Source organism: Eggerthella sinensis (assembly GCF_003339815.1).
GTDB lineage: Bacteria > Actinomycetota > Coriobacteriia > Coriobacteriales > Eggerthellaceae > Eggerthella > Eggerthella sinensis.
In genome coordinates, this window is the sequence record NZ_PPTT01000018.1 from 69,896 (window position 1) to 82,098 (window position 12,203).

Annotated in this window: 11 protein-coding genes; 9 read left to right on the top strand and 2 right to left on the bottom strand. The window is 67.5% G+C overall.

The genetic code is table 11. The annotated features are described in order from the left end of the window. From C1876_RS10990 to C1876_RS11000, 3 genes are all read left to right on the top strand, one after another. Nucleotides 1-231: a putative Se/S carrier protein gene (locus tag C1876_RS10990; protein ID WP_114546778.1), complete on the top strand. Its 231-nt coding sequence runs from the start codon at nt 1-3 to the stop codon at nt 229-231. Between the two features lie 166 nt (nt 232-397). Next, nucleotides 398-1,177, top strand: coding sequence for an acyl-CoA dehydratase activase (locus C1876_RS10995; protein ID WP_114546779.1), 780 nt, complete (start codon nt 398-400; stop codon nt 1,175-1,177). Next, nucleotides 1,174-2,328 (top strand): double-cubane-cluster-containing anaerobic reductase, encoded by a 1,155-nt coding sequence (locus C1876_RS11000; RefSeq protein WP_114546780.1) that lies wholly within the window; start codon nt 1,174-1,176, stop codon nt 2,326-2,328. Before C1876_RS10995 ends, C1876_RS11000 begins: the two co-directional genes overlap by 4 nt. 166 nt (nt 2,329-2,494) lie before the next feature. Here C1876_RS11000 and selD read toward each other — a convergent pair whose 3' ends face one another. Next, nucleotides 2,495-3,550 carry a selenide, water dikinase SelD gene (gene selD / locus C1876_RS11005; protein WP_114546781.1) on the bottom strand — a complete coding sequence of 352 codons (1,056 nt, stop codon included), beginning with the start codon at nt 3,548-3,550 and terminating at the stop codon, nt 2,495-2,497. Between the two features lie 484 nt (nt 3,551-4,034). Here selD and C1876_RS11015 point away from each other — a divergent pair, with 484 nt between their 5' ends. The 5 genes from C1876_RS11015 (at nt 4,035) to C1876_RS11035 (ending at nt 10,649) form a co-directional block, all read left to right on the top strand. After that, nucleotides 4,035-7,172 (top strand): molybdopterin-dependent oxidoreductase, encoded by a 3,138-nt coding sequence (locus C1876_RS11015; RefSeq protein ID WP_148044586.1) that lies wholly within the window; start codon nt 4,035-4,037, stop codon nt 7,170-7,172. 13 nt (nt 7,173-7,185) lie between these two features. Further along, nucleotides 7,186-8,112 (top strand): 4Fe-4S dicluster domain-containing protein, encoded by a 927-nt coding sequence (locus C1876_RS11020; protein WP_114546784.1) that lies wholly within the window; start codon nt 7,186-7,188, stop codon nt 8,110-8,112. Continuing rightward, a complete protein-coding gene (locus C1876_RS11025) occupies nt 8,105-8,869 on the top strand; it encodes a cytochrome b/b6 domain-containing protein (RefSeq protein WP_114546785.1) in 765 nt (254 codons plus the stop codon). Before C1876_RS11020 ends, C1876_RS11025 begins: the two co-directional genes overlap by 8 nt. Before the next feature lie 102 nt (nt 8,870-8,971). After that, nucleotides 8,972-9,892: a formate dehydrogenase accessory protein FdhE gene (locus C1876_RS11030; protein WP_114546786.1), complete on the top strand. Its 921-nt coding sequence runs from the start codon at nt 8,972-8,974 to the stop codon at nt 9,890-9,892. Between the two features lie 4 nt (nt 9,893-9,896). Beyond that, on the top strand, nt 9,897-10,649 hold the full coding sequence (locus tag C1876_RS11035) for a formate dehydrogenase accessory sulfurtransferase FdhD (RefSeq protein ID WP_114546787.1): 753 nt from the start codon (nt 9,897-9,899) through the stop codon (nt 10,647-10,649). Here C1876_RS11035 and C1876_RS11040 read toward each other — a convergent pair. Next, nucleotides 10,639-11,535: a LysR family transcriptional regulator gene (locus C1876_RS11040; RefSeq protein ID WP_114546788.1), complete on the bottom strand. Its 897-nt coding sequence runs from the start codon at nt 11,533-11,535 to the stop codon at nt 10,639-10,641. The genes C1876_RS11035 and C1876_RS11040 overlap by 11 nt on opposite strands. 142 nt (nt 11,536-11,677) lie before the next feature. Here C1876_RS11040 and C1876_RS11045 point away from each other — a divergent pair. Further along, nucleotides 11,678-12,203 (top strand): DMT family transporter (locus C1876_RS11045; RefSeq protein ID WP_158544677.1); only part of this gene is annotated, 526 nt, incomplete at its 3' end.

Sequence of the window (12,203 nt, forward strand, 5' to 3'; positions counted from 1 at the left end):
GTGCGCCGTAAAACGCCGAAGATCGTGCTGACGTTCGCCACCACGAGCGACGCCATGGCCCTGGAAGCCGCCGCTCGCGACCGGGGGCTGCCGGGCCGCATGATCCCCATACCCTCCGAGATATCCGCCGGCTGCGGCCTCGCCTGGTGCATCCCCGCGGAAGAGTGGGACGCTTTCGAGCGGGCCCCCGAGGTGCGCTACGAGGGAAAGTTCGAGGTGGAGCTGTACTAGCCCGTCTATTTGGCGCGGAGGGGGGAAGCGAACCTGCGATCGTCGCCCGCGCCTCTCGGACGACCCGCAAACCGCCGAATCGGCGCGGTCAGCGCCGATCTTCCGCAAGTCCTCCTCGCGCCAAAAGAGAGAGCGCCAAGAAAACGGTACTCATGAAAGGAGCACGATGTCCCTCACCTCTACCATCGGCATCGACATCGGCAGCACGGCTGCCAAGGCCGCCGTGCTCGACGGCTCCGAGCTGCTGGGCACGTTCGTGTGCCCGACGGGGTTCAGCAGCTTCGACGCCGCCGAGCGCATCGCGGAGCTGCTGCGCGCCGAGGGCTTCGACCCCGAGGCGTCGCCGTGCGTGGCCACCGGCTACGGGCGCGTCGCCGTGCCCTTTGCCGACAAGGTGGTCACCGAGATCACCTGCCATGGCCGCGGCGCGGGCAACCTGTTCGGCGACGAGGGCACCGTGGTGGACGTGGGCGGGCAGGACACGAAGGTCATCGTGCTGCGCGGGGGCAAGGTGGCGAAGTTCGCGATGAACGACAAATGCTCGGCGGGCACGGGCAAGTTCCTTGAGATCATGGCGAACCGCCTGGGCGTCTCGCAGGAGGAGCTCGCGCGCCTCGCCCGCACGGGCGCGCCCACGTCCATCTCGTCGATGTGCACGGTGTTCGCCGAATCGGAGGTCATCAGCCTCATAGGCAAGGGCACGCCGCGCGAGGACATCGCCTACGGCGTGATCGAGTCGGTGGTGGAGAAGGTGTCGGTGCTCGCGCGGCAGGGCAAGGGCGCGCCGTACTTTCTGACGGGCGGCCTGTGCGAGAACGACTACTTCATCGAGCGTCTCGGCGCGCGCCTGGGGGCCGCGGTGTCCACGAGCCCCGAGGCGCGCTTCGCCGGCGCCATCGGCGCGGCGCTGCTGGCGGCCGAGGTCGGGGAACGGGGGAACGCATGACGGAGCGCACGTTGCCGCGCTCGTTCGAGGACTTCAACGAGGCGCGCAAGCGAGGGTTTCTGGCGGCGAAGGAGTACAAGGAGCAAGGCGGCAAGCTGGCGGGATGCCTGTGCTCGTACACGCCGCTCGAGGTGATCGACGCGGCCGGCATGGCCGCCATCGGCCTGTGCGGCATGAGCGACGAGGCCATCCCCGATGCCGAGACCGTGCTGCCGAAGAACCTCTGCCCGCTCATCAAGGGCACCTACGGCTTCGCCCTCACCGAGAAGTGCCCCTACACGTACTTCTCCGACCTCATCGTCGGCGAGACCACCTGCGACGGCAAGAAGAAGATGTACGAGCTTCTGGCCGATCTCAAGGACGTGCACGTGCTGCACCTGCCGCAGAGCCAGGCGCGCTCCTGGGCCGCCGACATCTGGTACGAAGAGGTGAAGCTGCTCGTGCAGGAGCTCGAGCGACGCTTCGACGTGTCCATCACCGACGAGAAGCTGCGAGACGCCGTGCGCCTGCGCAACCGGTACCGCCGCGCGCTCGTGCGCCTCTACGAGCTGCAGCGCAGCGAGCCGCCCGCCATGCGCGGCGTCGAGCTCATGAGCACGCTTTTGGCCAGCACGTTCAGCTTCGACGTGGAAACGTTCGTCGCGCAGCTCGAAGCGCTCGGCGACGAACGCGCCCGGGCGTACGCGGAAGGGGAGCGCCCCGTTCCCGCGTCGGCGAAGCGCATCATGCTCACGGGCTGCCCCTCGGGCGGCGTCATCAACAAGGTGGGCAAGGCGATCGAGGACAACGGCGGGGTCGTCGTGTGCCTCGACGACTGCTCGGGTGAGCGCACGAACCGTCTCATGGTGGACGAGGACGCCGACGACATCCTGCGCGCCATCGCCGATCGCTACCTCGCCATCAACTGCTCGGTCATGACGCCGAACGAGGGCCGCCTCGACAACGCCGCGGCCATGGCCCGCGCCTATCGCGTGGACGGCGTGGTGGAAGTGGTGCTGCAGGCCTGCCACACCTTCAACGTGGAAGCCGAGCACGTGCGCCGAAGAATGGAAGCCGAGGGCATCCCCTACCTGAAGCTGGAGACGGACTACTCGTCAGGAGACACCGGCCAAGTGGAAACAAGGCTCGGAGCATTCTTGGAGATGGTGTAGGGCTTATTCCGCCCCATTCTTGGCGCGGAGGGGGACCTGCGCGTGATCGGCGCTGTCCGCGCCGATGAGCCAACCCGCAGGTCCCCCCAAGAGGCGCGGAGCAACCGACAAGCCCGCGCATCCCCCGCCGCGCCAAAAGCGAAGACCAAAAAAGAAGGGGGAGCGCCTACTCCATCGCGATAACCCCTGCGGGCCCTTTCCGTACCTCGCCGATGCGTGCGGGGCGGCGGCCTGCGATGCGCTCGAACGCTTCCGCGAACGCGGCGGCTTCCTCGGGCGCGACGGCCACCAGCAGGCCGCCTGACGTTTGCGGGTCGCAGAGCACGCCCATGCGGTTCTCGTAGTCCTCGTCGTCCAGGGCGCCCTGTTCCACGAACGCGCGCGCCCAGTCCACGATGCCGAACGTCTTGGCGGGGCGGCAGAAGTCGCAGGAGTACCGGTAGGCGCCCTCGAACAGCGGCAGATCGTCCCACGCGAGCGCGGCCGCCGCGTTCGACGCTTCCAGCATCTCGTGGAGGTGCCCCGCCAGTCCGAAGCCCGTGACGTCGGTGGCCGCGTGCACGTCGACGCAGGCCATGGCCTCGGCGCCCGCCTTGTTGAGCTCCATCATGGAGTCGATGACGGGCCGCATGCCCTCATCGTCCTCGAACCCGGCGCGAAACGCCGAGTTCATGAGCCCCGACCCGATGGTCTTCGTGTAGAACAGCGCGTCGCCCGGTTGCGCTCCGCCGTTGCGCACGATGCGGTCGGGGTGCACGGTGCCGAACACCGACAGGCCGTACTTCGGCTCGTCGTCCTCGATGGAATGGCCGCCCACCACGAACGCGCCCGCCTCGGCCACCTTGTCGGCGCCGCCGCGCAGCACCTCGCCCACCACGTCGGTGCCCAGGCTGCAGGGAAACGCGAGGATGTTGAGGGCCGTGAGCGGCTTCGCACCCATGGCGAACACGTCGGACAGGGCGTTCGCCGCCGCGATGGCGCCGAACTCGTAGGGGTCGTCCACCACCGGCGTGAAGAAGTCGAGCGTAAGCACGGCGGCCGTGTCGTCGTTCAGCCGGTAGACGGCGGCGTCGTCGGAGGTGTCGAACCCCAGCAGCAAATCGGCGTCGGGTGGCGGCGCGATGTCCTTCAATATCTCTTCGAGGTCGCCCGGACCCCACTTCGCCGCTCAACCGCCCTTTTCGGTCAGATGGGTGAGGCGGATGCGCTCGGTTTCGCTCACGGGCCCTCCAATCGCTCGATGTCGTCCGAACCGGGCGGCACGCCGCATGCGCGCCGCCCGTTGAATCGCTGCAAGCCAGTATAGCAGTCCTTGCACCGGCGCGATCGCCCTGCCGCCGACGCGTTATCCGCGCCGTTCGTCGATACCGCGGCTCAGCGTTACCCGCACCGTCTACCGGTACCGAGGTGCCATCCGACCTCGAAAAACAACCGTTCAACGTGGCAGAGAGGCAACGGGCTGCCACTCGCCGAAAAGGCCTCAAAGGCATCCGCGCCTCGGCTCGGGGGCATCCGGGGACGCCGTGATAGCATCTTGGCATGTCGAGCGGTGGAGGGCACCGCTTCGAAGGCCCCCGTGCAGGGCCGGAATGCGTTGCGAACATCGGTCGTTCCCTCCAAGCCCTCAAACGCCCGGTTTCGCAACGCGCTCCTTTTGCGCAGTTCTCATAGGACGAGAATAGACGAGAAGGAAGGAGAACGAGGACATGAACCTGTCACGCAGGGGCTTCTTCAAAGCCGCCGGCGCCGCATTCGCCACCACCATGGCGTTTGAGCTGTCCTCTCAGTCGGAGGCGTTGGCCGTCGAGCCGGCCGCCGACTGGAAGCTGGTCAACACGGAAGAGTACACGAACATCTGCTGCTACTGCTCCGGCGGTTGCGGCGTGATCTGCTCGACCCGCGACGGCGAGCTCGTGAACATCGAAGGCGATCCCGACCACCCCATCAACGAGGGCGGCCTGTGCCCGAAGGGCGCCACGATGTTCCAGCTGCGCAACATCGTCGACCCCGCCACGCGCGAGGTGATCAAGAACCCGAACCGCACCACGAAACCCCTCGTGCGCCGTCCCGGCGGCACGGAGTGGGAGCCCATCTCCTGGGACGACGCGGTCAAGGAGATCGCGCGCAAGGTGAAGGACACGCGCGACGCCTCGTTCGAGGAAACCGCGAACGGCATCACCGTGAACCGCTGCACCGGCATTGCAAGCCTGGGAGGCAGCCAGCAGAACGTCGAAGAAGAGTACCTCATCCTGAAAATGATGCGCTCGCTTGGTGTCGTTGCAATCGACAACCAAGCCCGTGTTTGACACAGCCCCACCGTTGCCGGTCTGGCAGCATCATTCGGTCGCGGCTCCATGACGAGCCACTGGTGCGACTTCCAAAACTCCGACGTCATCATGACGATCGGTTCCAACAACGTCGAGAACCACCCCGTTTCCGCGAAATGGGTGCAGAAGGCGCTCGACAACGGCGCGACGTGGATCGTGGTCGACCCGCGCTACACCCGCTCCGCCGAGATGGCGGACATCTACTGTCCCATCCGTTCGGGCACCGACATCGCCTTCTACGGCGGCCTGTTCAACTACATCATCGAGCACGACCTGTGGCAGCACGAGTACGTGCTGAACTACACGAACGCCTCCTACCTGCTCAACGAGGACTTCTCTTTCGACGTGAACGAGGGCATCTTCTCGGGCTTCGACAAGGAGACGGCCACGTACAACGCGAAGACCTGGCACTATCAGGTCGAGTCCGAGGAGCAGTGGGACACCTCCGAGGGCGGCGCCTACGCCTGGGCCAGCAAGCCCGGCGTGCCTGAATTCACGCCGCTCACCAAGGAGACGCCCAAGAAGGACATGACGCTGCAGGACCCCATGTGCGTGTTCCAGCAGATGAAGAAGCACTACGCCCGCTACGACCTGGACACCGTGTCCAGCGTGTGCGGCATGGACAAGGACCTGCTCGAGAAGGTGTACTCCATCTACGCGTCCACGGGCGCTCCCGACAAGTCCGGCACCATCCTGTACGCCCTCGGCCAGACGCAGCACCACTACGGCGCGCAGAACTGCCGCTCCATGGCCATCCTGCAGCTGCTGCTGGGCAACACCGGCGTCCCGGGCGGCGGCGTGAACGCGCTGCGCGGCGAGCCGAACGTGCAGGGCGCCACGGACATGGGCATGCTCGTGGCCTCGCAGCCCGGCTACCTGAACTGGCCCACCGAGTACGGCACGCCCTCCATCGCGAAGTGGTTCGAGAACGAGACGTACGCCGACGGCTACTACACCAACAAACCGAAGTTCCTCGTGTCCGCGCTCAAGGAATGGTTCGGCGACGCGGCCACCGTGGAGAACGACTACGGCTACGACTGGTGGCCGAAGGTGCCGAAGAAGCCCGACTATACCATCATCAGCTCCTTCGAGCTCATGAACCAGGGCGTCATCAAGGGCTACTTCAACTGGGGCATGAACCCCTGCCACTCGGCCCCGAACGCCAGCAACGTGCGCCGCTCCATGGCGAACCTCGACTGGCTCGTGGTGGCCGACTGGGTCATCACCGAATCGGCCAGCTTCTGGAACGCGCCGGACATGAACCCCGCCGAGGTCAACACCACGGTGTACTTCCTGCCGGCCGCGCTCATCTACGAGAAGCCCGGCATCATCGTGAACTCGGGCCGCTGGCTGCAGTGGCGCTACCAGGCCGTCGAGCCGTGGGAAGAGGCCAAGCCCGACTACGAGATCTGCGACGTGCTGTGGAAGGAGATCGTCGACCTCTACAAGCAGGAGGGCGGCGCGAACCCCGATCCCATCATCAACACGAAGTGGGACTACTACGTGGACGGCAAGATCGACCCGCGCCCCGTGGCCTGGGCCCTCAACGGCTACAAGAACGACGGCACGGACTTTAAGTCCGGCAAGGTGGACCTCCTGGGCACGTTCGGCAACCTGCAAGCCGACGGCTCCACGTCGTGCGCGATGTGGATCTACACCGGCTTCTGGAAGAACAACGAGGCCCCGCTCGATCCCGCCGAGCAGCCCATCGGCAAGCGCGGCGGCGAGGACAAGTCGGGCATCGGCCTGTTCTCGGATTGGGCGTTCAGCTGGCCGCTCAACCGCCGCATCATCTACAACCGCGCCTCGGCCGACATGAACGGCAAGCCGTGGAACCCCAAGAAGAAGCTCGTCGAGTGGACGGGCGAGAAGTGGGACCAGGTGGACGTGGCCGACTTCGTCACCGCGTCGGGCGACACCCCCGTGCCGCCGAACAACAAGGCCTTCTTCATGCTGTGGGAGCAGAACGCGCGCCTCGAGAGCTACGCCATGGGCGACGGTCCGCTGCCCGAGCACTTCGAGCCCTTCGAGTCGCCGGCCGACAACCAGATGAACGGCTCTCAGAACTCGCCGTGCATCCGCTTCGCCGACTACGAGTCGGTCAAGCGCGGCGACCGCAAGGACTATCCCATCGCCGTGACCACGTACTCGGTCACCGAGCAGTGGCAGACGGGCGGCCAGACCCGTTCGTGCCCGGCCTTGAACGAGGCCATGCCGCAGCAGTTCGTGGAGATGTCGCGCGAGCTTGCCGAGGAGAAGGGCATCGAGAACGGCGATTTGGTGCGCGTGTTCAACAACCGCGGCAACGTGCAGGTGCACGCGCTGGTCACGCCGCGCTTCAAGCCGTTCAAGGTGAACGGCGAGACGGTGCACCAGGTGGGCATGACGCATCACTTCGGCTGGGCCGGCGAGTTCGCCACGGGCGACGTGGTGAACGACCTGCCGCCGAACGTGGGCGATCCGAACTGCCAGGTGCCGGAATACAAGGCGTTCCTCGTGAACATCGAGAAGGCGTAAGGGGGAGTGAGACATGACTGACAAAGCGATTCTGTTCGACTCCTCCCGCTGCACGGCGTGCCGCGGCTGCCAGGTGAGCTGCAAGACCTGGAACGGCCTGCCGTCGCCCATCGAGAAGAACGCGAACCCGTTCACCGGCTCCTACCAGAGCCCGGCGGATCTGGGCGGCGACACGCGCCTGCTGATCAGCTTCCACGAGGAGGCCGGCGGCGATAAGGGCGTGAAGTGGGCCTTCGGGCGCCGCTCGTGCCAGCACTGCGGCGATGCGCCCTGCGTGCAGATCTGCCCGTCGGGCGCCGTGGCCAGAAACGAGGACACGGGGCTCGTCGTGATCGACGACTCCAAGTGCATCGGCTGCCAGTACTGCCATACGGCCTGCCCCTACGACGTGCCGCACTACCGCGCGTCGGACGGCCGCATGGAGAAGTGCACCGGCTGCCCCGACCGCATCGAGCAGGGCCTGGCGCCGGCGTGCGTCACCACCTGCCAGCCGGGCGCGCTGCAGTTCGGCGACCGCGACGAGATGCTGGCCATCGCCAACGAGCGCGTGGGCTACCTGCAGAACAAGGGCTATGCCGACGCTGCCGTGTACGGCGAGGACGAAGTGGGCGGCCTGCACGTGATCCAGGTGCTCAAGCACGGCGTGGCGGCTCACGGCCAGGTTGAGAACCCGCAGGTGAGCCCGGTGGTGGGTCTCACGCAGATCATGAAGCCGGTCACCGCGGTGGCCACGGGCGTGACGGTGGTGGGCCTTGCCGCCATGTTCGCGCTCGGCATCGGCTACAAGCGCGACAAGCTGGCGTACAACGCCGCCACCGAGGACACCATCGACGTGGACACCGGAGCGGTGGTCAAGCACGGCGACGGGCAGGACACCGAATCGGTGAAGGAGCACATCATGGAAAACCTGGGCGGCAAGAAGGGAGGCACCGATGAATAAGGGACCCGTGGCGGTTTCGGCCGAGGAAGCCGCGAAGAACCAGGCGTTTCTGGCGAGCATGGCGGCAAGCGGAAAAGAGCGCTACATCAAGCGCCATTCGCTGCAGGCGCGCGTCACGCACGACGTCACCATCATCGCGTGCATCCTGCTGGCCATCTCGGGGCTGTTCGTGTTCGTCCCGGCCCTTGCGGCGGCGGTGGGCCCGAACACCGTGTGGCTCATCCGCATGTCGCACCGCATCATCGGCGTGATCTTCGTGGCCGTGCCCCTCATCAGTGCCATCATGGCGCCGAAGGGCGTGGCGCACATCTTCAAGAACCTGTTCGCGAAGTGGGACTCCGACGACAAGAAGTGGATGATCCTGTTCTTCCCGTACCTGTTCATGGCGAAGTGGATTCACATGCCCGACCAGGGCGAGGTCAAGAGCGGGCAGCGGTTCGCCGACGGCATGCTGTGGTTCGCCGGCGCGCTCATGGGCGTCACGGGCGTGCTGCTTCTGCTGGGCACCACCGTGGTGGACTTCGGCGGGGCGCAGGGCATCTTCCTGTTCCTGCACGACCTGGGCTTCCTGCTGATCGCGGTGTTCGCGCTGGCGCATATCTTCCTGGGCGCCGGCATCTTCCAGCCGTACCGGGGCACGTACAAGCTCATGTTCGGCGACGGCACCGTGTCCGAGTCCGACGCCCTGTACCACTGGGGCCACTGGGCGCGCGAGGAATTGACCACGGGCGACCACGTGGTGGAGAAGAAGGCGTAGAGAACCGTGCGCGCCTGATGGCATGACCGTTCCCTCCGCGCGTCCGTCCGGGCGCGCGGAGGGAACTTGACGAGTTGCGAATGCGAAGGATGAGAACCCCCTATGAACCTGACTGCAATCGACGCGGCCCTGACCGCGTACGCGACGAAGCTCGACGAGGCCGACAACGCCCGGCTGGCGTTCTTCCGCACGCTGTGGGAGGCGCAGGCCGCCATCGCCGCCGAGAACGACACGGCGGCGGACTACCCGGTGCCCGACGAGGACAGCCTGCGCGCTCGGGCGCGCGCCCAAGAACCGGTGCTCGCGCACACGCCGGTTGTCCTCGACGGCGCTGCACTGGCGAAGGCGATGGAGCGACTGACGGCGTGCCTCGTGGCCGACGGCGGCTTCCCGGCATCGACGAACGAGGCGCTCGAGCGCACGAAGTGGGAGCGCATGGTGGCCGCGAGCGACCTCGCGCTGGCCGGCACCGACCCCGCGCGCTACGTGGAGGAGTTCGCCGCGCTGCTGGGCGACGACGGCATGGGCGACGATGCGGCCAGCATCGGGGCCGTGGCGGCGTCGCTCGCGCTGCGCGCGTTGCTCGAGGGGCCGGCGACCGCCATCGAGCGGGCGCGGCGCGACGCCGGCGCCGACGAGCCGCACAGCGTGCGTTGCCCCGTGTGCGGCGGCGAAGCCGCCGTAGCGCAGGTGAGCGGCGCGCCGGCGGCGCAGGGCCGCGGCAAGCGCCTGTGGTGCGGGCAATGCGGCTGCGTGTGGGACTTCGAGCGCGTGCGCTGCGCCCGCTGCGGCACGCAGAACCAGGGCCACCTGCACTACTTCAACCTGGAAGGCGACGAGGCGCACCGTTTGGCCACGTGCGACGAGTGCGGCGGCTATGTGCGCACCGTGTACGAGGAGGAGGCGCTCGCGCCGTTCTCGTTCGAGGTGGAGGACGTCGTCATGACGAAGCTCGACCTCGTGGCGTACCAGCGCGCCGCGGCCGACGCCGCTGACGCCGACGCCGGGCAGGCGCAGGAGTAGCGCCATGGCCATCGTCGAGTACCCCGCCGCCGCGAAGCGCGCATCGGCCGAGCGGCCCATCCGCATCTTCCTGAACGACGTGCCCGTGGCGGTGAGCCAGGGAAGCCCCTTCGGGCTGCCCGAGCTGGCGGTGGGCTACCTGCTGTCCGAGGGCCTCATCGCCGATCGCGAGTGCTTCGTGGAGGCGACGGCCGTGCCCGAGGAGGCCGCCGTGTACGTGGCCAGCGGCGAGCGGGCCGCGGAGGGCTACACGCCCCTGCACCGCGTCACGTCGGCGGGCTGCGCGCAGTCGGCGCTGCTGCGCGACGCGCGCCGCGTGGAGGAGCCTGCCGCGCTCGAGACGACGGCGCGCTTCGACGCCGACGACCTGCTGGTGCAGATGGACGAGCTGTGCGAGCGCAGCCCGCGCCGCAACACGGGGGAGTGCGTGCACGGCTGCGGCCTGGGCGCTCCCGGCGCGCACGAGCTCGCGCTCGTGCGCGAGGACATCGGGCGGCACAACGCCATGGACAAGCTCGTGGGGCAGGCGTGGCTCGACCGCTTGGACGTGCGCGACAAGGCGCTGTTCATCACGGGCCGCATCAGCTGCGAGATGGCGCTCAAGGCTTACCGGGCCGGCTGCCCCGTGCTCGTGTCGCGCAAGTCGGCCACCGACGAGGCCGTGAGCCGCGCCGAACAGCTGGGCGTCACGCTCGTGTCGCACTGCCGCGACGGGCGCGTGCGCGTGCTGTCGCGCCCCGAGCGCATCATCGGGTAAGGACGTCCGCCCGCGCGGGCATCCGGCAGTCGAGGTAGGCGAGGAAGCGCTTCACGGCGCGCGGCGCATGCGCCTCGTCGCGCGTGGCCAGGCATATCTCGCGGTGCACCGGCACCTCGAGCGGCAGCGCCTTGATGCGGTAGGGCGCCCGCTGCAAGATGAGCTGCGGCAGCAGGCCGATGCCGAGGCCGCTTTCCACCATCGACATGATGGCGTAGTCGTCCCAGGTGGTGAACCGCACGTCCACGGCCACGCCGAGGCGCTGCAGCGCGTTGGCCACGTCGGCGTTGCCGTCCTTCGCCAGCAGCATGAACGGGTCGTCGCCGAGCGCCTGCACGGGGAAGCGCTCGCAGGACGCGAGCGGATGGTCTTCGGGCAGCACCACGAGCAGCTCGTCGCGGGCGAGCGGCACGATGTCGAACTCGGGGCGCGTGGGCAGGCGCAGGAACCCGCAGTCGACGCGCCCATCGGCGATCCAGCGCTCGATTTCGGCGTAGTCGCCCAAGACCAGCTCGTAGTCGATGGCGGGGTAGTCCTTCTGGAACTCCTTGATGATGTTGGGCAGCCAGTGCGTGGCCACGCTCGAGAACGTGCCGATGCGGATGAGCCCCGCCTGCAGCCCGTTCAGTTCGTCGATCTGTGCCTGCAGGCGCCCGTGCGCGGCGCACACGCCCTCGGCGTAGGGCAGGAGCACCGCGCCGTCCGAGGTGAGGCGCACGCCCGAGCGCCCGCGTTCGAGCAGGGCCATGCCCCAGTCGCGTTCGAGGTCGTTGATCATGCGGCTCACGCCCGACTGCGAGTAGTGCAGCACCTCGGCCGCCTTCGTGAAGCTGCCGTGCTCCACCGTCTTCACGAAGGCGAGGTACTTCTGGACGTTCGTGTCCATGGACGGCCCCTTTCGGCTGCTCCGGCGTGCGCGGACGCCTCGGCGATCTAACTATCTGAAATACTCATGCAAAACATGATAAACATTCGCTTTTGGGATGCAAGAGGATAGCGTATCGTGCTTCCTCGCGATGAAACCGTATATGACATATCTTCCGGCGCTGCTGCTGTTCGGTTCCAACGGAATCGTGGCGGGGCAGATCGATCTCGGCAGCGGCCAGATCGTGCTGCTGCGCACGCTCGTCGGCTGCCTGTTCCTCGTGGCGGTGTTCGCGCTGACGCGCGGGAAGCTCACGTGCCTGCGCAACCCGAAGTGCTTCGCGCTGCTGGTTGCCTCGGGCGCGGCGATGGGCGCGAGCTGGATGTTCCTCTACGAGGCGTACACCCTCGTGGGCGTCAGCATGGCCACGCTCGCGTACTACTGCGGGCCGGTGATCGTGCTGGCCGTCTCGCCGCTCGTGTTCGGCGAGCGTTTGACGAAGGCGAAGATCGGCGGCATCGCCGTGGTGATGGCGGGCATGGTGCTCGTGAACGGCGGCTCGGTGCAGCAGGGCGGGCTGTCGTGGGGCCTCGTGTGCGGGCTCGCCTCGGCCGCGCTGTTCGCGCTCATGGTGGTGCTCAGCAAGAAGGCGCAGGGTGCCGAGGGCCTTGAGCGCTCGCTCGTGCAGC

Coding starts and splice junctions, on each gene's coding strand:
- C1876_RS11030 (WP_114546786.1), top strand. CDS start 8,972: ATGAACCTGACTGCAATCGACGCGGCCCTGACCGCGTACGCGACGAAG.
- C1876_RS11025 (WP_114546785.1), top strand. CDS start 8,105: ATGAATAAGGGACCCGTGGCGGTTTCGGCCGAGGAAGCCGCGAAGAAC.
- C1876_RS11020 (WP_114546784.1), top strand. CDS start 7,186: ATGACTGACAAAGCGATTCTGTTCGACTCCTCCCGCTGCACGGCGTGC.
- C1876_RS11000 (WP_114546780.1), top strand. CDS start 1,174: ATGACGGAGCGCACGTTGCCGCGCTCGTTCGAGGACTTCAACGAGGCG.
- C1876_RS11035 (WP_114546787.1), top strand. CDS start 9,897: ATGGCCATCGTCGAGTACCCCGCCGCCGCGAAGCGCGCATCGGCCGAG.
- C1876_RS10995 (WP_114546779.1), top strand. CDS start 398: ATGTCCCTCACCTCTACCATCGGCATCGACATCGGCAGCACGGCTGCC.
- C1876_RS11040 (WP_114546788.1), bottom strand. CDS start 11,535: ATGGACACGAACGTCCAGAAGTACCTCGCCTTCGTGAAGACGGTGGAG.